Genomic DNA, 22,789 nt, shown 5'->3' on the forward strand with positions numbered 1-22,789 from the left:
TGCCACGACTGGCGCTGTTCGCGCTGAAAACCCTGCTGCCGACTATGTATTGCGACTATTTGCTCCCGTGCAAGTCTTGCCCCAACGGCACCTTGACGGGAATCTGCAGCAGGTCGCTAACAAGCCACTGGGCGCGTCCTTTTTTGCATGAAATTGCCGTAGGAGGATTTTGCGCTTCAAGGAAAGATACGGGCGTTCATATTCCCGTGATGGACGCTTGAAGCAATAATATTATCAGGCCCTTGGCGCTTGCTAGAATATTATTTCCATAACAGGACCAGGGACAGAGAGGGTGTTCCAATGCCGCAAAAACGGTGCTTATATGCGCCCTTCGCGAGCCTATAGAGGGGCTTGGCAGAACACCAGGGAGTGCTCAATGAAAACGAAACTGACTTTTGCGGCCGCGCTGCTGGCCGCAACCGTCATGGGTGGGATGGCGAACGCCAAGCAGTTGGTTTACTGCTCGGAAGCGTCGCCAGCAGGTTTCGACCCGTCGCCTTGGAGCGGCGGCAACGACTTCGACGCTTCATCGCGTACCATCTATTCCAGACTGGTCGAATTCGATCACGGCAAGACCACCATCTCGCCCGGCCTCGCCGAAAGCTGGACCGTTTCCGATGACGGCAAGGAATATACCTTCAAGCTGCGCAAGGGCGTGAAGTTCCAGACGACCGACTGGTTCACCCCGACCCGCGACCTCAACGCCGAGGACGTCAAGTTCTCCTTCGAGCGTCAGTGGAAGAAGGACAGCCCGTGGTACAGCTACCTGGCCGGCACCGGCTGGGAATACTTCACGGGCATGGGCTTCCCGGAGCTGCTCAAGGAAATCGTCGTGGTTGACGACAACACCGTCAAGTTCGTGCTGAACAAGCCGGAAGTCGCATTCCTGCCGGACCTTGGCATGGACTTCTCCTCGATCGTGTCGAAGGAATATGCCGACCAGCTCGAGAAGGCCGGCACGCTGGCGCAGTTCTCGCAGAAGCCTGTCGGTACCGGCCCCTACCAGTTCGTCGACTACCAGGTTGACGCGGTCATCCGCTACCAGGCCTGGGACGGCTACTTCGGCGGCCGCCAGAAGATCGACGACCTGATCTTCGCCATCACGCCGGATGCAGCCGTGCGTGCGCAGAAGCTCAAGGCCGGCGAATGCGATATCATGTCCTATCCGGCACCGGCTGACATCGCCGGCCTGCAGGCTGATACCAACCTCAACGTCGCCGAGCAGGAAGGCCTGAACGTCGGCTACATGGCTTACAACACGACCGTCGCGCCGTTCGACAAGGTCGAGGTCCGCAAGGCCCTCAACATGGCCGTCAACAAGCAGGCGATCATCGACGCGGTCTATCAGGGCGCCGGTCAGGTGGCCGTCAATCCGATCCCGCCGACGATGTGGTCCTACAACAAGAACATCAAGGATGATCCATACGATCCTGAAGCGGCCAAGAAGATGCTGGCCGACGCGGGCGTCAAGGACCTGTCCATGAAGATCTGGGCCATGCCGGTGTCGCGTCCATACAATCCGGGCGCGCAGCGCGTTGCAGAGATGATCCAGGCCGACTACGCCAAGGTTGGCGTCAAGGCCGAGATCGTCTCCTACGAGTGGACCGAATACCGCGAACGCGGCAAGGCCAAGGATCGTGACGGCGCCTTCCAGCTCGGCTGGACCGGCGACAACGGCGATCCGGACAACTTCCTGTTCCTGCTCGGTTGCTCGGCCATCGGCCAGTCCAACTACGCGATCTGGTGCAACAAGGAGTTCGAGGACCTGCTCCAGGCGGGCAAGGCCACCACGGACGTCGCCAAGCGCACCGAGATCTATGAGAAGGCCCAGGAGGTGTTCAAGCGTGAGGCCCCATGGCTGACGATCGCTCACTCCAAGGTGTTTATGCCGATGAACAAGAAAGTCGTCGGCTTTGCCATGGATCCGCTCGGTATTCACCGTTTCGACGGTGTTGACGTTACCGAGTAAGCCTTTCAACGCGAAATAGGGAACGGCGGCGCTGGACTTTCGGCGCCGCCGTTTTATTAAGGCCCATGTTCCGCTATCTACTCCACAAGCTGGCACTGATTGTGCCAACCATCTTCGGCATCTCGCTGGCGGCCTTCGCATTTGTGCGCCTGCTGCCAGGTGACCCGATCCTCGCTATGGCTGGCGAGCGCGGCGTGAGCCCCGAACGCTATGCCGAACTGATCGAACGGTTCGGTTTCAACCGGCCCTACATCGTCCAGTACTATGAATACATCAGCCGCGTTCTCGGTGGCGATTTCGGTATCTCGCTCTCCACCAAACGGCCGGTTTTCGGTGAATTCATGACGCTGTTCCCGGCGACGCTCGAACTTGCCCTCGTCGCCATGATCATCGCCATCCTCATCGGCATTCCCGCCGGCATCTTCGCCGCCGTCAAGCGCGGCTCCTGGTTCGACCAGGCCACGATGGGCGTAGCGCTGACCGGCTATTCGATGCCGATCTTCTGGTGGGGCCTGCTGCTCATCATCTTTTTCTCCGGCTATCTCGGCTGGACACCGGTTTCTGGCCGCATCGGCCTGCAATTCTTCTTCAAGCCCGTCACCGGCTTCATGCTGATCGACAGTTTGATCTCCGGCCGCCCCGGCGCCTTCTGGTCCGCGGTCAGTCATCTCATCCTGCCGTCGATCGTGCTGGCTACCATTCCGCTCGCGGTCATCGCACGACAAACACGCTCGGCAATGCTCGAGGTGCTGGGCGAAGACTATGTGCGCACCGCACGTGCCAAAGGCCTGTCGCCACGCCGTGTCATCGGCCTGCACGCGTTCCGCAACGCGCTCATCCCGGTCATCACCACAATCGGCCTGCAGGTCGGTACGCTGATGGCCGGCGCCATCCTGACCGAGACGATCTTCTCCTGGCCGGGTATCGGCAAGTGGATGATCGACGCCATCGGCAAGCGCGACTATGCGGTCGTGCAGAGCGGGCTGCTCATCATCGCCCTCATCGTCATGGCCGTGAACCTCGTCGTCGACGTGCTCTATGCCGTCATCAACCCACGTATCCGGGTGCAGTGACATGACCGATCAAACAGCAGGCGAAACCACCGCCGCCACGGTGCCGTCCGGCCCCAAGCAGCGCGCGTTCGCCGAATTCTGGCACTACTATTCCATGAACACCGGCGCCGTCATCGGCCTGGTGGTGTTCATCCTCCTTGTCCTGGTGGCCATATTCGCGCCGCTGGTCGCGCCGCATCTGCCCGACGAACAGTTCCGCGACGCCCTGCTCACCCCTCCGGCCTGGCAGGAAGGCGGCAAGTCGACGTTTATCCTGGGAACCGATGCCGTCGGCCGCGATATCCTTTCGCGCCTGATCTTCGGCGCACGCTATTCGCTGTTCATCGGCTTTATCGTCGTCGTCTTCGCGCTGTCCTCGGGTATCGTGCTCGGCGTGCTGGCCGGTTACTTCCGTGGCTGGGTCGACGCGCTGATCATGCGTATCATGGACATCATCCTGGCCTTCCCGTCCTTGCTGCTCGCGCTTGTGCTCGTGGCGATCCTCGGGCCCGGCCTCTTCAACGCGATGCTCGCGATCGCACTGGTGTTGCAGCCACACTTCGCGCGCCTGACCCGCGCCGCGGTGATGGCTGAGAAGAACCGCGAATATGTCGTCTCGGCCAAGGTCGCCGGCGCCAGCCATTTGAGAATGATGCTGGTGACGATCCTGCCGAATTGCGTGGCGCCGCTGATCGTGCAGGCGACGATGTCGTTCTCAAACGCCATCCTCGAGGCTGCCGCGCTCGGTTTCCTCGGCATGGGCGCCCAGCCGCCGACCCCGGAATGGGGCACGATGCTCGCCTCCGCGCGTGAGTTCATCCTGCGCGCGCCGTGGGTCGTCACCTTCCCCGGTCTCGCTATCCTGATCACCGTGCTCGCCATCAACCTGATCGGCGACGGTCTGCGCGATGCGCTCGACCCCAAGCTGAAGAGGTCGTGACATGGCATTGCTAGAGATCAAGAACCTGACGGTCTCGTTCGACACGTCGAGCGGACCGTTCATGGCGGTGAAAGGCATCGACCTGTCGATCGAAGCGCGCGAGGTGCTGGCGATCGTCGGTGAATCCGGCTCCGGCAAGTCGGTGTCGATGCTGGCGGTGATGGGTCTGTTGCCGTCCTCGGCAACGGTGAAGGCCGACCGCATGAGCTTCAACGGCAAGGACCTTCTGGCCCTCGATCCGGCAGAACGGCGCAAGATCATCGGCAAGGAGATCTCGATGATCTTCCAGGAGCCGATCGCCAGTCTCAATCCGTGTTTCGCGGTGGGCTATCAGATCGAGGAAGTGCTGCGCGTGCATATGGGCATGGACAAGGCCCAGCGCCGCGCACGCGCCATCGAACTGCTTACACTGGTCGGCATTCCCGAACCGGCGGAGCGGCTCAACTCCTTTCCTCACCAGATGTCGGGTGGCCAGTGCCAGCGCGTCATGATAGCCATGGCCATTGCCTGCAACCCGAAGCTCCTGATCGCCGACGAGCCCACCACTGCGCTCGACGTGACGATCCAGAAGCAGATCCTCGATCTTCTGATGAAGCTGCAGGCCGAGCATGGCATGGGCCTCATCATGATCACCCACAATATGGGCGTGGTCGCCGAAACGGCCGATCGCGTCGTCGTGCAGTACAAGGGCACGAAGATGGAAGAAGCAGACGTGCTGTCGCTGTTCGAGAATCCGAAGAGCAACTATACCCGCGCGCTGCTTGCGGCATTGCCGGACAACGCCACCGGCGACCGGCTGCCGACCGTCTCAGACATGCTGTTCGAGCCCGCAGTTTCGGGAGCCGCGTCATGACCGTCGTCGTCGAAGGAAAAAACATCAAGCGCGACTACCATGTCGGCGGCGGCATGTTCCGGCCGGCGCGCACGGTGCATGCGGTGAAAGGCGTTTCCTTCTCGGTCGAGAAGGGCAAGACGCTGGCCATCGTGGGTGAATCCGGCTGCGGCAAATCCACCCTGGCGCGCATCATCACGCTGATCGACGCACCGAGCGCCGGCGAGTTGTTCATCGACGGCAAGAAGGTCGACATCGCCAAGGATGGTCTCACCAAAGAGATGCGCCGCAAGGTGCAGATCGTGTTCCAGAACCCCTATGGTTCGCTCAATCCGCGCCAGAAGATCGGCGACATACTGGGCGAGCCATTGGTGATCAACACCGACGTTCCGGCCTCCGAACGACGCGACCGCGCAATGGCGATGCTGAAGAAGGTCGGCCTGGGAGTGGAACATTACAACCGCTATCCGCACATGTTCTCCGGCGGCCAGCGGCAGCGTATCGCCATTGCGCGCGCGCTGATGCTGAACCCGAGCCTGCTGGTGCTGGACGAACCGGTCTCCGCGCTCGACCTTTCGGTGCAGGCGCAGGTGCTCAATCTGCTTGCCGACCTCCAGGACGAGTTCCAGCTGACCTACGTCTTCATCAGCCATGACCTGTCGGTGGTGCGCTACATCGCCGACGACGTGATGGTTATGTATTTCGGCGAAGCCGTCGAATACGGCTCTCGCGACGAGGTCTTCGCCAACCCGCAGCACAGCTACACCAAGACGCTGTTTGCCGCGACGCCGCGCGCCGACGTCGACAGTATCAAGGCGAGGCTTGCCCGCAAGAAGGCGGCCTGAGGCCGCCTTCCATGTCTCCCGTCTGCAATTTTTCGGGATCCCGTGCTGAAATGCGCGCCCGCTACCGGCGAGCCCGGGCGTTTGCCCGATGAGCACGCCGCGCCTGCCCGAACTGCCCGTTACCGCTGTACTGCCCGCACTGACCAGCGCACTCGATGCCGGCAGCAGCGCCGTGCTGGTTGCGCCGCCCGGAGCAGGCAAGACGACTTTGGTGCCGCTTGCTTTGCTCGACGCCTCCTGGCTCGCGTCCGGCAAGATCGTTTTGCTGGAGCCGCGCCGGCTCGCCGCCCGGGCGGCGGCAAGGCGCATGGCTGCCCTGCTCGGCGAGGAGCCGGGCGGTACGGTGGGGTACGCCATGCGCATGGAGAACCGCACCTCGGCCAAGACACGCATTCTCGTCGTTACCGAAGGCGTGCTGGCGCGCATGATCCTCGATGATCCGGAACTGCCGGGTATCTCGGCGGTGATCTTCGACGAATTCCACGAACGTTCGCTGGACGGCGATTTCGGCCTGGCGCTCGCGCTCGATGTGCAAGGCGCGCTGCGGCCGGATCTGCGCCTTCTTGTGATGTCGGCGACCCTCGACGGCGCACGCGTGGCGAAACTTTTGTCCGGCGCGCCGGTCATCGAAAGCGAAGGCCGCAGCTTTCCCGTCGAAATCCGCTATGACGAGCGCCCCGCCGGCCTGCCCATCGAAGACGCGGCGGCCAAGGCAGTGCGGAATGCCCTTGCCGAAGAATCCGGCAGCGTGCTCGCCTTCCTGCCCGGTCAGCGCGAGATCGAACGCACGGCAGCGCAGTTGGAAGGCCGCGTCGGCATGGACACCGATATCGTGCCGCTCTATGGCCAGCTCGACGGCAAGGCGCAGGATACGGCCATCCGGCCGGCACAAGCGGGCCGGCGCAAGGTGGTGCTGGCAACCGCGATCGCCGAAACCTCGATCACCATCGACGGCGTGCGCGTCGTCATCGATTCCGGTCTGTCGCGGCTGCCGAAATATGAACCGGCCAGCGGCCTGACCCGGCTGGAGACGGTACGGGCCTCGCGCGCTTCCGCCGATCAGCGCGCGGGGCGGGCGGGGCGAACACAACCGGGTGTCGCCATCCGGCTGTGGCGCGCCGAACAGACCGCGGCCCTGCCGGCCTTCACTCCGCCAGAGATCCTCGAAGCCGATCTTTCCGGCCTGATGCTGGATTGCGCCGCTTTCGGTGTTGCCGATCCGGCCAGCCTCGCCTTTCTGGATACACCGCCAGCGCCGGCGCTGGCCGAAGCACGTGTCCTGCTCAAGGCACTGCATGCCATCGATGAGGCCGGGAGATTGACTGAAGCCGGTTCCGCCATGCGCAAGCTCGCGCTGCCGGTGCGGCTCGCCCATATGGTTGCCGAGGCCGCCAACCATGGCCATGTGCAGCATGCCGCGCGGCTCGCAGTTCTGCTGACCGAACGCGGGCTCGGTGGCGACAGTGCCGATCTGGAGCGACGTCTGATGCGTTTTGCCTCGGACCGTTCGCCGCGCGCCAATGCGGCGCGGCAATTGGCCGAGCGGCTGGCGCGCACCGTTTCTTCCGCCGCGCCCGAAACCGGCACTCCAGGCGCACTTCTTCTCAACGCCTGGCCCGATCGTGTCGCCAAGGCGCGTGGCGAACGGGGCCGCTTCGTACTCGCCAACGGTTCCGGCGCCATGCTGGATGCTGCCGACCCGCTTGCCGGCGAGACGTTCCTCGTCGTCGCCGACCTTCAGGGCAAGGCACAGAACGCCCGCATCACCGCGGCAGCCACCGTGACCGAAGCGGAAATACGCGAAGCCCTTTCCGACCGCATCGAAACCCGTCGCGAAGCCAGTTTCGATCGCGAGAAGCGCTCAGTGCGCGTGCGGGAAACGGTACGCCTCGGCGCCATCGTGCTGGCCGAGCGGATGCTGCCTGCTCCAAAGGGAGCGGATGCCGACAACGCCATCATCGAAGCGGTACGCGAACATGGCCTGGCCTTGCTGCCATGGAGCAAGGAAACGGAAAGCCTGCGCAACCGTCTCGCCTGGCTGCATCGCGGTCTTGGCGCGCCGTGGCCCGACATGAACGACGAAGCGTTGATCGGACGGCTCGACGATTGGCTGGCACCGTTCCTCACCGGCGAGGCTTCGCTCAACGCCGTTTCCGGCGGCGCATTGACGAGTGGCCTGACCGCAATGGTGCCGCATGATCTTCAGCGCAAGATCGACGCGCTCGCCCCGACCCATTTCGGAGCGCCGTCCGGCAGCCACGTGCCGATCCGTTATGACGGGGAAGCGCCGGTTCTTTCCATTCGCGTGCAGGAGCTGTTCGGTCTCGATCGCCACCCTTCAATCGCCAATGGCACCGTGCCGCTGACCCTGGAACTTTTGTCCCCCGCGCATCGGCCGATCCAGATGACGCGCGACCTGCCTGGCTTCTGGCGTGGTTCATGGGCCGATGTACGTTCCGACATGCGTGGCCGCTATCCCAAACATGTGTGGCCGGAGAACCCGCTCGAAGCGGCGGCCACCAGCCGCGCCAAGCCGCGCGGCACCTGAAACTGGCGCGACCCATGCCGTCGCGCCAGAGCGAATTCATTCCGCTCTCTTTCGTTGTTGGCGCATGATCTTATCCGAAAAGTCTGCAACTTTTTCGGGATCATGCTTTAGAAAGCTTCATGATCAACATCCAGCGTTCTCCCGACTTCCAGCCAACCGACCGGTTGCGGCTCAACACGTTGATCTGGCTGCGCTGGCTTGCCATCGTCGGCCAGAGCATCACCGTGCTGGTCGTCGCCTATGGGCTGAATTTCCCGCTGCCGGTCAGCTTCTGCTTCACGCTGATCGCCTGCTCGGCCTGGATGAACCTGTTCCTGGCCTTTCGTTACCCGGCCGCGCACCGCCTTGCGCCGCCAGCCGCCTTCGGCATCCTGGTGTTCGACAGCCTGCAGCTTGCCGGCCTGCTGTACCTGACCGGCGGCTTGACCAATCCGTTCGCACTGCTCCTCACCGTCCCGGTCGTCATTTCGGCAACGTCGCTGCCGCTGCGGCTCACGGCAATCCTCGGTGCGCTGGTCGTGGCCGCCGCAACGCTGCTTGTGTTTTTCCACGAACCCTTACCCTGGTACGAGAGCATCACACTGGTGATGCCGGTGCCTTACGTGGCGGGCGTTTGGGTGGCGGTGCTGTGCTCGATCGCCTTCACCGGCATCTACGCTTTCCGTGTCGCCAAGGAGGCGCGCCAGCTGGCCAACGCGCTCGCCGCGACGGAACTGGTGCTGCAGCGCGAGCAACACCTGTCTGCGCTCGACGGTCTGGCGGCAGCGGCGGCGCATGAACTCGGCACGCCGCTCGCCACCATCACATTGGTGGTGCGCGAGATGGAAAAGACGCTGGGCAAGGATCCGAAATACCATGAGGATGTTTCACTGCTGCGCACACAGAGCGAGCGCTGCCGCGAGATCCTGAAGCGCTTGACCAATCTCTCCTCGGAAGGAGAGCCATTGCTTGCGCAGCTGTCGTTGAGTTCGCTGGTCGAGGAAGTGGTGGCGCCGCATCGCGACTTCGGCATCAAGATCGAGCTCAAGCCGGGCGAATGCACCGGCCCCGAACCGGTCAGCCGCCGCAATCCCGGCGTGCTCTACGGGCTCGGCAATCTGGTCGAGAACGCCGTCGACTTCGCCCGCTCCTCGATCACCGTGCGGTGGAGCTGGAACGACCAGCATGTCACACTGTCGATAACCGACGACGGCCGGGGTTTCCCGCCGGAGATCATCGACCGCATCGGTGAGCCCTATATGTCGACCCGGCAAGGCACGGAACGCGGCGGCGGCGGGCTGGGGCTCGGCCTGTTCATCGCCAAGACGCTGATTGAACGCTCGGGCGCGAACATCGAGTTCCAGAATTCGGGAGGCCCGGGTGAAGGTGCGGTCGTCCGCATCGACTGGCCGCGCGAGGTGTTCGTCAACGCCAAGGTCATGTATCCGACGGGTCTCGATGCGGCGGAATAATGCAGAATGACACCGAACGTGCGCATGCCCGCGAAATCGAAAAGGACGATGCGCCAACTCAAAATTGCTGGAACGCGCTTTGCGCGTCCAAAGGGCGCGACGCTCCAATCGAAAACCGGTGAAAATTGGACAATTAAGGCACAATCGCTATATCTGAGCCGAAAATAAAGAAGAAGGACAAGAACCAATCATGAGCGGTGAAGATGCCCAAGGCGGCATGGTGACGGGCGACGACACTTCCCTTTTGATCGTCGAGGACGACAAGCCATTTCTCACTCGCCTCGCTCGTGCCATGGAAGGGCGCGGTTTCGCGGTCGAGACCGCCGAAAGCGTCGAGGAAGCCCTGGCGAAAGCTCGCGCCAATCCCCCGGCCTATGCGGTGGTGGACATGCGCCTCGGCGACGGCAGCGGGCTCGATGTCGTCGCCGCCATCCGCGAGAAGCGCGCCGACGCACGCGCCATCATCCTCACCGGCTACGGCAACATCGCCACCGCCGTGACAGCCGTGAAACTCGGCGCTGTCGACTATCTTTCCAAGCCTGCCGATGCCGACGATATCTTCGCCGCCCTGACGCGCACCGGCAGCGAACGCGTCGCCCCACCGGAAAACCCGATGTCGGCCGACCGCGTGCGGTGGGAACATATCCAGCGGGTCTATGAAATGTGCGAGCGCAACGTTTCGGAGACGGCACGGCGTCTGAACATGCACCGCCGTACGCTGCAGCGTATCCTGGCCAAACGCGCGCCGCGCTGATTTCAAGCGAAGGCTATAGATTCGTCCTAGAGCATTTTGTAGCCAAGTGGAATCACTTGGCGTTACAAGAATGCGACGAAAACAAAAACTTATAGCGTTTCCGCGTTTCCGTGAAAAACGGAAACGCTCTAGTGTCGCAGACGGCGCGGCTTTGCTTGCCGCGCCTCTCTGCCTTCGGCATCATCCGCCCAGCAGCAACCAGTTTCAGGAGCAGACATGGCGAATGACAACCCGCGCCCGATCTCGGTTTTCCGTGAATTCCTGGATGGCGAGGCTGCGGGCGGCATCATCCTGATCGCGGCTGCCGCACTTGCGCTGATCGTCGCCAATTCGCCGCTGGCCGAAACCTATTTCGCCGCTTTGCACGCCTATCTCGGCCCGCTCAGCGTGCTGCACTGGGTGAACGATGCACTGATGGCCGTGTTCTTCCTGCTCGTCGGCCTCGAGATAAAACGCGAGATGCTGGATGGCCAGCTGTCGACCTGGCCGCGCCGCATGCTGCCCGGCATCGCGGCTGCCGGCGGCATGGTCGTGCCGGCGCTGGTTTATATCGCCATCAACCGCGACAATGCCGAAGCTCTGCCTGGTTGGGCGATCCCGACCGCCACCGACATCGCTTTCGCGCTCGGCGTTCTGTCGCTGCTCGGCAACCGCGTGCCGGCTTCGCTCAAAGTGTTCCTAACCGCGCTCGCCATCATCGACGATCTCGGCGCCGTCATCATCATCGCACTGTTTTATACCAGCGGCCTGTCGTTCGCCTATCTCGTTGCGGCGCTTGCCGTCATCGTCGTTCTGATCGTGCTCAACCGCATGGGCGTGTTGTCGCTCGCCCCCTATCTGGTGCTCGGCGCGGTGCTGTGGGTGCTGGTGTTGAAATCCGGCGTGCATGCGACCCTTGCCGGCGTGGCGCTGGCGCTCACCATCCCGCTCAGGGTGACGCCCGGCATCGCGCATGATCTGGAGCATTCGCCGCTGCATCGGCTGGAGCATGCGCTGCATCGCTTCGTACCGCTGATCATCATCCCGATCTTCGGCTTCGCCAATGCCGGCGTTTCCCTGGCAGGCTTCACCCCCGCCACGCTGGTCGAGCCGCTGACACTCGGCGTCGCCGCCGGTCTCGTCATCGGCAAACTGGTTGGCGTGCTCGGCGCTTCGGCTCTCGCCATCAAGCTTGGTCTGGCCGACCTGCCGGTGCGGGCCGGCTGGATGCAGATGACCGGCATCGCGCTTCTATGCGGTATCGGTTTCACGATGAGCCTGTTCATCGGACTGCTCGCCTTCGCCGACAACCCGGCGCTGCAGGATGCCGTCAAGGTGGGCATCCTCGCCGGCTCGCTGGTGGCAGCACTGGCAGGGGCGGCCCTGCTTCTGGCAGCACCCGGCGTGGCGGACCAGGGCGAGGACGAATAGACGCAAAAAAGCCGGCGCCTCCACACCGAAGACGCCGGCCCTTTGGTTTGAAAGATTGCTGCGTTACTTGACCGGATTGGCTGCCAGCCAGGCCTGCATTTCCTTGATTTCGGCTTCCTGCGCTGTAATCACCGCTTCGGCCAGTTTGCGCATTTCCGGATCCTTGCCGTTGGCCAGAAGCACCTTGGCCATGTCGATTGCCGCCTGATGATGCGGGATCATGCCGCGAGCGAAGTCGACATCGGCGTTGCCGGAATATTCGATCGCCGCCATCGCCTTGTGCATCTTGTCCATCGCTTCCTTGTACCCGGCGGTCGACGCGCCTTCCGCGCTCGTGGCCATCGCGCCCATGTCATGGCCGCTATGGTCTTCCTGCGCCGGTGCGGTCTCCAGGAGCACGGCGACCAGCATGCCGGCCGCCATCAGAGCGAGGACAATCTTCTTCATCAGGTTCATTCGGTTCTCCTTGTTGTAGGCCCTAGTTGGGGCCTGGGCCGGCGTCCGTCCAGAGGCGCGGATGCCGCAGGGATCAGAGCTTCAGCGTGCGCAGCCTGAGCGAATTGGCAATGACCGATACCGAGGACAGGCTCATTGCCGCCGCCGCCAGCATCGGCGACAGCAGCGCGCCGAACACCGGGTAAAGGACACCGGCTGCGACCGGTACGCCAGCGACATTATACAGGAAAGCGAAGAACAGGTTCTGGCGGATGTTGGCCAGCGTGCCTTTGGCGAGCTTGCGCGCCCGCACGATGCCCGTGAGGTCGCCCTTCACCAGCGTGATGCCTGCGCTTTCCATCGCGACGTCCGCGCCTGTGCCCATGGCGATACCGACATCCGAAGCGGCAAGCGCCGGCGCGTCATTGACGCCGTCACCCGCCATGGCGACGATGCCGCCGCGGCCGCGCAATTCCTCGATCAGCGCGCTCTTGTGCTCAGGCAGCATGTTGGCGCGCACTTGGTCGATGCCGAGCCGCTTGGCAATCGCCTTGGCGGTGCGCTCATTATCGCCGGTCGCCATGACAACGGTGATGTTCTCGTCGTGCAAGGCACGGATCGCATCGGCAGCGGTCGCCTTGATCGGATCTGCGACGGCGACGATACCGGCCAGCTTGCCGTCGATCGCCACATACATCGCCGTCTTGCCTTCTGTCTGCAGCACGCCGGCTCGATCGGCCAAAGCTGCGGCGTCCAAACCGAGCTCAGTCATCATGGCGGGATTGCCGAGGGCCACCTTGCGGCCGGTCACGGTACCGGACACGCCCTTGCCGGTGACGGCCTCAAAATCGGCAGCGGCCGCTATCTTCAGCCCACGCTCTTCGGCGCCGCCGACGATCGCCTCGGCGAGCGGATGCTCGGAGCCCTTCTCCAGCGCCGCAGCCAATCCCAGAAGCTGGTCCTCGGACACGCCGTCCGCCGCGATGACGTCGGTGAGCTTCGGCTTGCCTTCGGTGAGCGTACCGGTCTTGTCGACCACCAGAGTGTTGACGGAAGCGAAACGCTCCAGCGCCGCAGCATCCTTGATCAGCACGCCGGCCTGCGCGCCTCGGCCGGTGGCGGTCATGATCGACATCGGCGTCGCAAGACCCAACGCACAGGGGCATGCGATGATCAGCACCGACACCGCCGCAACGATGGCGAACACCAGGCTGGGCTCCGGTCCGAACACAGCCCAGGCGACAAAGGCAAGGATGGCGACCAGCACCACAGTCGGCACGAAGTAGAAAGAAACACGATCGGCAAGGCTCTGGATCGGCGCACGGCTGCGCTGCGCCTTGGCGACCAGCTCGACGATGCGCGCCAGCGTCGTTTCCGAGCCGACCTTTTCAGCCAGCATGACCAGTGAGCCATTCTTGTTGAGCGTGCCGCCGGTCAGCGCGTCGCCTTCGATCTTCTCGACAGGTACCGGCTCGCCGGTGATCATCGATTCATCGATGGATGACCGGCCTTCCAGCACGATGCCGTCCACCGGCACCGCTTCACCCGGCCGCACGCGGAGCCGGTCGCCGCCCTTGACCTGATCAAGCGCCACGTCCTTCTCGGAACCGTCAGCGCCGATCAGCCGTGCCGTCTTTGGCGCAAGGTCGAGCAATGCCCGTATCGCCGAACCGGTTTTCTCGCGAGCGCGCAGTTCCAGCACCTGACCGAGGAAGACCAGCGCAATGATCACCGCGGCAGCTTCGAAATAGACCGGCACGGTACCGCCATGGCCACGGAACTGATGCGGGAAGATGTCCGGGAACAGGGTGGCGACGACGCTGTAGATATAGGCCGCGCCGACGCCGAGCGAGATCAGCGTCCACATGTTCGGACTGCGGTTGACGATGGAGGCCCAGCCCCGTTCGAAGAAAGGCAGCGCCGCCCACAACACCACCGGTGTCGCCAGAACGAGCTCTACCCACACAGCAGCCTGTTCGCCCAGCCAATCGCGCAGGAAAGGCAGGCCGACCATCGGCCCCATGGTGATGACCAGCAGTGGAATGGAGAGCGCGGCACTCACCCAGAAGCGACGGGTAAAATCAACCAGCTCCGGATTGGGTCCTTCGTCGCCCGTCGGCATCATCGGCTCCAGCGCCATGCCACAGATCGGGCAGGAGCCGGGCTTGTCGCGAACGATCTCGGGATGCATCGGGCAGGTGTATTGCGTGCCCTTTGGCAGCGGCGCGGGTGCCGGTCTGTCACCGAGATAGGCCTTGGGGTCGGCCTCGAATTTCTTCTGGCAGTTTTCCGAACAGAAATAGAGTTTCTCGCCCTCATGGCGCAGGAAGTACCTGGCGCTGGCGCGGTCCACATCCATGCCGCAAACCGGATCCTTGGCAGTGAGGAACTCTTCCGGATCCGCTTCGAACTTGCCGCGACAGCCTTCCGAGCAGAAATGGAAGAGGCGGCCACCATGTTCGAAGGTCGGCTTGCCGGCATTCGGGTTGACCTCCATGCCGCAGACCGGATCGCGCAGAATACCTTCGACCACGGCCTTGACGCTCGAACAGCACGACCCGTCCTTGGCATGCTGGTGGTGGCTGTGGTCGTGATGCGCCTTCGTCATGGCCGAGTCCTTGTATCTTCCGCTTTTGACCGCAGATAGGGCTTCCAGCAACTGGAAGGTCAAGGGGTAAATCATGCGCCGATTTCCGGTCGGCGCGTGCCCATACCCATAGCCGTCAAAACAGGCTATAGACGCCGCCGGAAAGGCGCTACCGAAGGCCAATGGCGAAGATCCCCCTCAAGCTCCACGAGATCATCGACGGCACGCAGCTGCGCGAAGAACTGTCCGCGCTGACCATCGAGACAAGCGGCGATGGATCAGGCGCCACGGTGCGGACGGCCGCGTTGAAGCTGCTCAAGACCAAGATGGCGGAAGGCCGCGAAGTCGCCGAACGCCTGCTGATGAACGATGGCGGCGGTACAGCTTGCGCAGCCAGACTCTCCCATCTGATGGACGAGATCATCGCCGCGCTCTACGACTTCGCCGTCACCCATGTCTATCGCGCCAAGAACCCGTCCGCCGCCGAGCGCATGGCAATCGTCGCCGTCGGCGGCTATGGCCGCGGCACGCTCGCGCCGGGTTCGGACATCGATCTGCTTTTCCTCCTGCCCTACAAGCAGACACCGTGGGGCGAGCAGATCGTCGAATACATGCTTTACATGCTGTGGGACATGGGGCTGAAGGTCGGCCACGCCACCCGCAACATCGACGAATGCCTGCGGCTGTCGCGCTCGGACATGACGATCCGCACCGCCGTGCTGGAGGCCCGCTTCGTCTGGGGCGAAAAAGCGCTGTGCGACGAACTGATCACCCGTTTCGACCGCGAGGTGGTCCGCAACACAGGCGCCGAATACGCACAGGCCAAGCTGGCCGAGCGCGACGAACGGCACCGCAAGGGCGGCGAGAGCCGCTACCTGGTCGAGCCCAACATCAAGGACGGCAAGGGTGGCTTGCGCGACCTGCAGACCCTGTTCTGGATCGGCAAGTATTTCTATCGCGAGCGCACGGTGGAAGAGCTGGTCGCCCAGGGCGTCTTCACGACCGACGAGTTCAACCAGTTCCAGAAGGCCGAGGACTTCCTGTGGGCGGTGCGCTGCCACATGCATTTCCTGACCGGCAAGGCCGAAGAGCGGCTGCATTTCGATATCCAGCGCGATATCGCCGACCGGCTCGGCTACAAGAGCCATCCCGGCCTTTCGGCTGTCGAGCGCTTCATGAAGCACTACTTCCTGGTTGCCAAGGATGTGGGTGATCTCACCCGTATCTTCTGCGCGGCGCTGGAAGAAGAACAGGCCAGCCATGTTTCCGGTTTCAACCGGCTGTTCCTCACCTTCTCGCGTCGCCGCCGCAAGCTTGCCGGCACTGCCGACTTCATCGTCGACAACGACCGCATCAACATCGCCGACAACAAGGTGTTCGATCGCGACCCGGTGAACCTTTTGCGCCTGTTCTGGTTCGCGGACCGGCACGCGCTGGAATATCACCCGGACGCGCTGAAGCTGGTGACACGCTCGCTCAAGCTGGTCGACCGCAACCTGCGCCGCGACCGCGAGGCGAACCGGCTGTTCCTCGATATCCTGACCTCGGACCGCCAGCCTGAGCTCAACCTGCGCCGCATGAACGAGGCCGGCCTGCTCGGCAAATTGATTCCCGATTTCGGCAAGATCGTCGCCATGATGCAGTTCAACATGTACCACCACTACACGGTGGACGAGCATCTGCTGCGCTGCATCGACGTGCTCTCGGAGATTGAACGTGGCGGCGGCGAGAAGATCCACCCTCTCTCACACAGGTTGATCGGCGAATTGAAGAGCCAGCGTGAGGCGCTTTACGTCGCCGTACTGCTGCACGATATCGCCAAGGGTCGGCCGGAGGACCACTCCGAAGCCGGTGCGAGGATTGCCCGGCGTATCTGCCCGCATATGGGGCTTTCGGCTACCGACACCTCGACCGTCGCCTGGCTGGTGGAAAACCATCTGGTCATGTCGATGACGGCGCAGACACGCGACCTGAACGACCGCAAGACCATCGAGGATTTCGCCGATGTCGTGCAGTCGGTCGAGCGGCTGAAAATGCTGCTGATCCTTACCGTCTGCGACATCCGTGGCGTCGGCCCCGGTGTCTGGAACGGCTGGAAAGGCCAGCTGCTGCGAACGCTCTATTACGAAACGGAGCTGCTTTTGACCGGCGGTTTCTCCGAGGTGTCGCGCGCCGAGCGCGCGGCGGCGGCTCGCGAACAGCTGGAAGAGGCGCTATCCGACTGGCCGCAGGATGAGCGCAAGCGCCTGGTGGGCCTCCACTACGAGAATTATCTGCTCACCGTCGATCTGAAAGACCAGCTGCGCCACGCCGCCTTCGTGCGCGAGGCCGATGCCGCGGGCAGAAAACTCGCCACCATGGTCAAGACGCACGAATTCGAGGCGGTGACCGAAGTGACGGTGCTGGCGCAGGATCATCCGCGCCTGCTCTCCGTCATAGCGGGAGCCTGTGCGGCGGCCGGCGGCAATATCGTCGACGCGCAGATCTTCACCACCGCTGATGGCCGGGCGCTCGACACGATCCTGATCAACCGGGAATTCGACCGCGATGAGGATGAACGCCGGCGCGGCGAACGGGTGGGCAAGCTGATCGAAGACGTCCTGTCCGGCCGCGCCTGGCTGCCGGAAATGATCGAGAAACGTACCAGACCGAAACGCGGCGCGAAAACCTTTCGCATCCAACCGCGTGCCGAAATCCGCAACACGCTATCCAACCGCTTTTCGGTGATCGAGGTCGAAGGTCTGGATCGGCCCGGTCTGCTCTCCGAGATCACCGGCACACTATCGGATCTGTCGCTCGACATCGCTTCGGCACACATCACCACCTTCGGCGAGAAGGTGATCGACACTTTCTATGTCACCGACCTGACCAACCAGAAGCTTGAAAGTCAGAGCAGGCTGAAGACCATCCGCGAACGGTTGATCGCGACGCTCGAGGGAAACCAGGGCGCGCGCGGCAAGACGAAAGCAGCAGCTGAATGAGACAAGTGCAGAAGGTCTCCCCCATCGAGGGGGAGATGTCGCCGAAGGCGACAGAGAGGGTTGTCTCAGAAGGCACCATCGTAACGTCGAACACGGCCGCACCGACCCCACCCGGCCGCTACGCGGCCACCCTCCCCTCGAGGGGGAGGGAAGGCGCATGAGTCTCGTCAAGAAATTCGCCACGGTTGCCTCAGGCACGCTGATGAGCCGCATCCTCGGCTTCACGCGCGAGATGTTCATGGCTGCGGCACTCGGTACGGGACCTGTGGCCGATGCCTTCAACGCCGCCTTCCAACTGCCGAACACCTTCCGGCGCCTGTTTGCCGAAGGTGCCTTCAACGCAGCCTTCGTGCCGCTGTTTTCCAAGGAGATCGAGGCGAACGGCATCGACGGCGCCAAGCGCTTTTCCGAGGAAGTCTTCGGCGTGCTGTTTTCGGTGCTGCTCGCACTGACGATCGCGATGGAACTGGCGATGCCGCTGATCGTGCGCTACCTGGTGGCACCCGGCTTCGCCGACATTCCCGGCAAGTTCGACGTGACGGTGCGGCTTGCCACCATCATGTTCCCTTATCTCATCTGCATGTCGCTCGGCGCCATGATGGCCGGCATGCTGAATTCGCTGCGCCGCTATTTCGCCGCCGCCGTGGCGCCGGTGTTCCTCAACATCATCCTCATCGCCGTGCTCGCCTATGCCTGGTACGAAGGCAAGGACGCGCATTATGTCGGCTACGGGCTGGCCTGGGGTGTGCTGGCGGCGGGCATCGTTCAGCTCGCGATCGTGTGGATTGCCGTCCGCAACGCCGGCATGCGCATCGGCTTCCGCTGGCCGCACATCACACCCAACGTCAAGCGGCTGCTGTGGCTGGCGCTGCCGGCGGCGATCACCGGCGGCATCACCCAGATCAACCAGCTGATCGGTACGGCGATCGCGTCCGGCCAGAACAGCGCGGTCTCCTCGCTCGCTTATGCCGACCGCGTCTACCAGCTGCCGCTCGGCGTCGTCGGCATCGCGGTGGCGATCGTGCTTCTGCCGGAACTGTCGCGCGCGCTGAAGTCCGGCAACATGATCGAAGCCGGTAACCTCCAGAACCGCTCGGTCGAGTTCACGCTGTTCATGACGCTACCCGCAGCGGCGGCATTGCTGGTGATGTCCGAGCCGATCGTGCGGCTTCTTTACGAACGTGGCGCATTCGCCGCCAACAACTCGACCCCGACGGTGGCCGCGATTCTTGCCATCTTCGGCCTCGGCCTGCCGGCCTTCGTGCTGATCAAGGCCTTCACGCCAGGCTATTTCGCGCGCGAGGATACCCGCACGCCGATGATCTTCGCGGCAATCTCGGTGGTGGTGAATGTCGCCATCGCGCTCACATTGTTCCCATCGATGGGCGCGCCCGGCATTGCTGTGGCATCCGCCGTCGCCGGCTGGCTCAATGCCGTCATGTTGCTTGCGGTGTTGATCAGGCGCGGCCATTGGGGCCGCGACATCCCTCTGCTGAAACGTATCCCCCGGCTGGTGCTGGCGGCTGCGCTGATGGGCGTCGCGCTCTATTTCGGCGAACGCTGGTTTGCCACGGAACTGTCGTCGGCCTCGCATCTGGCAACCAAGGCGATCACATTGACCGCACTGTGTGGCGCCGGCGCCGTGATCTATTTCGTGGTCGCGTTTGCCATAGGCGGCGCCGATCTCGGCATGATCCGACGCAATATCAAGCGTGGCAAGACACCATCGACGCCTGCCGACATGGAGTGAGAGGGCCTGTTGCCGAAGCCGGTCCCGCCGGCTTCGGCTCTCCAATCCCAATCTCTGCAATCAATGGGCAGACACGGTAATCCTGCCCTTCATGTTGGGATGGAACCGGCAGATATAGTCGAGCGTACCTGCCTTACCCAAAACGACGCTTCCCGATTTCGCGACGGGCAGCATCACTTCCCATCCTCCCTTCATTGTCGCGGTATGAGCAAACGTGTCCTTGTTCACCCATTGGACGGTGTCCCCCACGCTGGCGCTGATTTCAGCCGGAGAGAATGCCATCCTTTCGATCGTGACCGTTATTGTCTCGGCGTGAGCCGATAGTGGACCCGTGCCGAGAGCCAGCACCACAACCGGCAGAAGGCGACGATGTGTGGACATGGCCGATCCCTACTTCAGGCCGGCCGCGACCATATCGGCATGCTGTTCGTGGCCCTGGAATAGCTTCAGGCCCGTTTCGAGCAGGCTCTTGAGTTCGGCATTCTTCGCCGACGGGATCAGCACCGTCTCCAGCGCGCCGTTGACCTGCTTGTGATAGGCAACCTCGTTGGCAACATAGGCCTTGTCGAAGGCGGCCCCGTCGAGCTTTTCAAGCTTGGCCTTCTCGGCGGCACTCGCTTCGGTCAACGCCTTGCTGGTTGCGTTGTCTTCCGGCGTCACCTTGAGTTTCTTGACGAGGTCGAGCGCCTGTACGTTGACGGCTTCGTGGTCACGCACCATGCCGTTGGCAAAGTCCACGACATCCTTGTTCTTGGATTTGGAAATGGCCAGCTTGGCCATGTCGACGTCGAGTGCACCGGCGGTGTAGGCGATGTGAGCGATCTGGGGGTCGGTCGGCTTGTCTGCCGCTGCCGCGGCTCCGGCCGTGCCAAGTATCAGGGCGGCGGCAAGTGCCATATGCAATCTCGTGGTCATCGGATGAACTCCTGTTTTCATGCCCGCAACAACGAGCATTTCGGTTCGACATCCATTGGATGACCCGTTTGGCAAAACGTTCCCGCGATTGTGAAAATCGTCAGTCGGGGAAACCCAGCCGCTTCATCACCACCTCGGTCATGCGCTCGCAGCGGCGGCCCGCAAAGGGAAATGCCTCGAGCAGCACCGGCCCGATCTGCGCGTCGAGCTGCGCGCGCAGCAGCTTGCGGGCACGGTGCAGGCGGGTTTTGACGGTTTCGGGCCTGATGCCCAGCAAATCGGCGGTCTCTTCCACGCTCAGGCCTTCAATGACGCGTGCGACGAAAACCGTACGGAAAGCTTCGGGAAGGCCGTCGGTGGCCTGTTCGACAAACCGCAGGATCTCGCGCTGAGCCATGTTTCGTTCCGGGTCGACTACACTCGCGTTGAGGGGGAAGGGGATGATCCGGGTCGCCCCGGGCTCTTCAGGCAAGGGCACCATTTCGGCGCGTCGGGTCTTGCGCAGGCGGCCGTATGCCTCGTTGATCACGATACGCGACAGCCAGGTGGCCAGGGTGGAGTCGCCGCGGAAACCGGCGAGGTTGGCGAAGGCGCGCAGATAGGCTTCCTGAACGACATCTTCTGCTTCGGTGTCGTTGTGCAGGATCGAGCGCGCGAGCCGATAGAGCCGCTGATTGTATCGCGTCATGATGGCGCGAAAGGCGGCGGCCTCGCGCGCCAGCGCACCCCGCACGAGGTCGATATCGCTGGCGGCGTCGGCGGGCATCGGCGCGGATCTGACGGGCTGCATCGAAACCTCCTCATTTGGAAGTCAGATGTCGAAACTGCGATAAGGTTCCCGCCGCATGAACAAAATTGCAATCCCGTCAGGTTGGGGCAAATCCACTCGGTTTGACGGAGGGCATCGAATTGCTCCCATGCGAGGAATGTGAGTCCCAATTTGCTGTTTTCTTAACGAAGCAAAGGTAAAATCGCGCGCGAAAACTGCCCTTCGGCAGGCGGCGTTCGCGCTGGAGCCTTCGCTATGCAGCCAACCGGCCACCGCCTCTACTATGTGGACGCCCTGCGCGTCCTGGCCTTCGGCCTGCTCATCCTCTACCATTCGTCGGCGGCGTTCCTCTACGATCTCGACTGGCTGCTCAACAGCCCCGAGAAGAGCCAGACCCTCTCGCTGATCACATTGTTTCCGCGTGCGTGGCGGCTGGCGCTGCTGTTTTTTGTCTCCGGCATGGGCACCTGGTTCGCCTTCCGCTCGCAAACCGTTTTCGGCTTCCTGAAGGGCCGTTTGGTGCGGCTGTTCCTGCCGCTGATCTTTGCCATGTGCGTGATCATCGTGCCGCAGGTCTGGTACGAGCGCCTGCTTGACGGCCGCTTTCAGGGTTCGCTGCTGGAATTCTGGGTGCTGCGCTATTTCACCGAGGGCCGCTATCCGACCGGCAACTTCTCCTGGGCGCATATGTGGTTCGTCGCCTATCTCCTGGTGATGACGGTGATCTGCACGCCGATCTTCTGGCTGCTCACCCATTCCTCGGGCCGCGGGCTGGCCGACTGGTTCGAACGGACGGCCCGCACGCACGCCATCTATCTGTTCGTGCTCCTGCCGTTGGTGCTGCACCTGATTTTTCTGCCGTTCTTCCCGCGCGAAACCAATGTCCTCTACAATGACGGCGCCTGGTTTGCGGTGTGGGCGAGCTGGTTCGGCCTGGGTTTTCTTGTCGCCAAGCATCATCAGGCGGTGGTCCCGACCATTGTCGCCAAACGGTGGTGGAGCCTCGCGCTCGCCGCAATCCTGACCGTTGGTCTCTGGCGTTACTCGTGGGTGAGCAAAGCCGCCGGCGTCGGAGGCGAAACCGGCGGCATGCAGATGGCGCTTTACAAGGCGCTGACCTTCTCGCTGGCCTGGACGGTGATCCTCGCTGCCATCGGCTTCGCGGCGATTCATTTGAATCGAAAGAGCGTTGCACTCACCTGGCTGAACGCCAAGATCTTTCCGCTCTACATCGTTCACCAGACCTTCGTGGTGATGGCGCTGTATTATGTACTGCCGCTTGATCTGTCGCTGTGGAGCAAACTTGCCCTGGTGGTCGCCATCACCGCGTTCTGGTCGCTGCTTGCCGCCATGCTCGCCGATCTCTGGCCGGCGCCTTATCGCATTCTGGTCGGCCTGCCGGATCGACGCAAAGCTGGTGCCGAAAGCCGAAAGATGGCGACGGCAAACGGCGCTACATCCACCTGACAGCACCTTTTCCGGGTCGCGTGAAACAAAGTCGGCACGCGCCCTCTTGATCGGTATCGCGGCGTCGGCCATAACGCGCCGTCC

The 22,789-nt window shown here is 62.8% G+C and carries 17 protein-coding genes; 12 read left to right on the forward strand and 5 right to left on the reverse strand.

Annotated elements, in window-relative coordinates; genetic code table 11:
- Positions 1–376 precede the first annotated feature (376 nt).
- From ACFWXH_RS16705 to nhaA, 9 genes are all read left to right on the forward strand, one after another.
- The gene (locus tag ACFWXH_RS16705; protein ID WP_054311869.1) at positions 377–1,969 is read left to right on the forward strand and encodes an ABC transporter substrate-binding protein; all 1,593 of its coding nucleotides are present in this window, start codon (positions 377–379) and stop codon (positions 1,967–1,969) included.
- 65 nt (positions 1,970–2,034) lie between these two features.
- Positions 2,035–3,042, forward strand: coding sequence for an ABC transporter permease subunit (locus ACFWXH_RS16710; protein WP_054311870.1), 1,008 nt, complete (start codon positions 2,035–2,037; stop codon positions 3,040–3,042).
- A gap of 1 nt (position 3,043) precedes the next feature.
- Positions 3,044–3,961 carry an ABC transporter permease subunit gene (locus ACFWXH_RS16715; protein WP_379122052.1) on the forward strand — a complete coding sequence of 306 codons (918 nt, stop codon included), beginning with the start codon at positions 3,044–3,046 and terminating at the stop codon, positions 3,959–3,961.
- 1 nt (position 3,962) lies between these two features.
- Positions 3,963–4,814, forward strand: coding sequence for an ABC transporter ATP-binding protein (locus ACFWXH_RS16720; protein ID WP_379122054.1), 852 nt, complete (start codon positions 3,963–3,965; stop codon positions 4,812–4,814).
- Complete coding sequence (locus ACFWXH_RS16725) at positions 4,811–5,638, forward strand: dipeptide ABC transporter ATP-binding protein (RefSeq protein ID WP_379122056.1); 828 nt, start codon at positions 4,811–4,813, stop codon at positions 5,636–5,638. The genes ACFWXH_RS16720 and ACFWXH_RS16725 overlap by 4 nt, the downstream gene beginning before the upstream one ends.
- An 88-nt stretch (positions 5,639–5,726) precedes the next feature.
- On the forward strand, positions 5,727–8,186 hold the full coding sequence (hrpB, locus tag ACFWXH_RS16730; RefSeq protein ID WP_379122058.1) for an ATP-dependent helicase HrpB: 2,460 nt from the start codon (positions 5,727–5,729) through the stop codon (positions 8,184–8,186).
- Between the two features lie 119 nt (positions 8,187–8,305).
- On the forward strand, positions 8,306–9,637 hold the full coding sequence (locus ACFWXH_RS16735; RefSeq protein WP_379122059.1) for an ActS/PrrB/RegB family redox-sensitive histidine kinase: 1,332 nt from the start codon (positions 8,306–8,308) through the stop codon (positions 9,635–9,637).
- A gap of 190 nt (positions 9,638–9,827) precedes the next feature.
- Positions 9,828–10,391, forward strand: coding sequence for an ActR/PrrA/RegA family redox response regulator transcription factor (locus ACFWXH_RS16740; RefSeq protein WP_054311876.1), 564 nt, complete (start codon positions 9,828–9,830; stop codon positions 10,389–10,391).
- Between the two features lie 216 nt (positions 10,392–10,607).
- Entirely contained in the window at positions 10,608–11,801 is a 1,194-nt protein-coding gene (gene nhaA, locus ACFWXH_RS16745) for a Na+/H+ antiporter NhaA (RefSeq protein ID WP_379122062.1), read from the forward strand.
- A 63-nt stretch (positions 11,802–11,864) separates the two neighbouring features.
- Here the strand turns inward: nhaA and ACFWXH_RS16750 are convergent, their stop codons facing one another.
- Entirely contained in the window at positions 11,865–12,257 is a 393-nt protein-coding gene (locus ACFWXH_RS16750; RefSeq protein ID WP_054311878.1) for a DUF305 domain-containing protein, read from the reverse strand.
- Positions 12,258–12,330: 73 nt separating this feature from the next.
- Complete coding sequence (locus tag ACFWXH_RS16755; protein ID WP_379122243.1) at positions 12,331–14,844, reverse strand: heavy metal translocating P-type ATPase; 2,514 nt, start codon at positions 14,842–14,844, stop codon at positions 12,331–12,333.
- 161 nt (positions 14,845–15,005) lie between these two features.
- On the opposite strand from ACFWXH_RS16755, the gene ACFWXH_RS16760 reads away from it, so the two are divergent.
- Positions 15,006–17,804: a [protein-PII] uridylyltransferase gene (locus tag ACFWXH_RS16760; protein ID WP_379122064.1), complete on the forward strand. Its 2,799-nt coding sequence runs from the start codon at positions 15,006–15,008 to the stop codon at positions 17,802–17,804.
- A gap of 157 nt (positions 17,805–17,961) precedes the next feature.
- A complete protein-coding gene (murJ, locus tag ACFWXH_RS16765; protein WP_379122066.1) occupies positions 17,962–19,554 on the forward strand; it encodes a murein biosynthesis integral membrane protein MurJ in 1,593 nt (530 codons plus the stop codon).
- 60 nt (positions 19,555–19,614) lie between these two features.
- On the opposite strand, the gene ACFWXH_RS16770 is transcribed toward murJ, so the two are convergent.
- From ACFWXH_RS16770 to ACFWXH_RS16780, 3 genes are all read right to left on the reverse strand, one after another.
- Entirely contained in the window at positions 19,615–19,935 is a 321-nt protein-coding gene (locus ACFWXH_RS16770; RefSeq protein WP_379122068.1) for a cupredoxin family copper-binding protein, read from the reverse strand.
- A gap of 9 nt (positions 19,936–19,944) precedes the next feature.
- Positions 19,945–20,469, reverse strand: a complete 525-nt coding sequence (locus tag ACFWXH_RS16775; protein ID WP_379122070.1) for a DUF4142 domain-containing protein — start codon at positions 20,467–20,469, stop codon at positions 19,945–19,947.
- Between the two features lie 100 nt (positions 20,470–20,569).
- On the reverse strand, positions 20,570–21,235 hold the full coding sequence (locus tag ACFWXH_RS16780) for an RNA polymerase sigma factor (protein ID WP_379122072.1): 666 nt from the start codon (positions 21,233–21,235) through the stop codon (positions 20,570–20,572).
- A 258-nt stretch (positions 21,236–21,493) separates the two neighbouring features.
- On the opposite strand from ACFWXH_RS16780, the gene ACFWXH_RS16785 reads away from it, so the two are divergent.
- Positions 21,494–22,705, forward strand: a complete 1,212-nt coding sequence (locus tag ACFWXH_RS16785; protein WP_379122074.1) for an acyltransferase family protein — start codon at positions 21,494–21,496, stop codon at positions 22,703–22,705.
- The last annotated feature ends 84 nt before the right edge of the window (positions 22,706–22,789 follow it).

It is taken from the genome of Mesorhizobium sp. NPDC059054, assembly GCF_042739215.1.
Classification (GTDB): domain Bacteria; phylum Pseudomonadota; class Alphaproteobacteria; order Rhizobiales; family Rhizobiaceae; genus Mesorhizobium.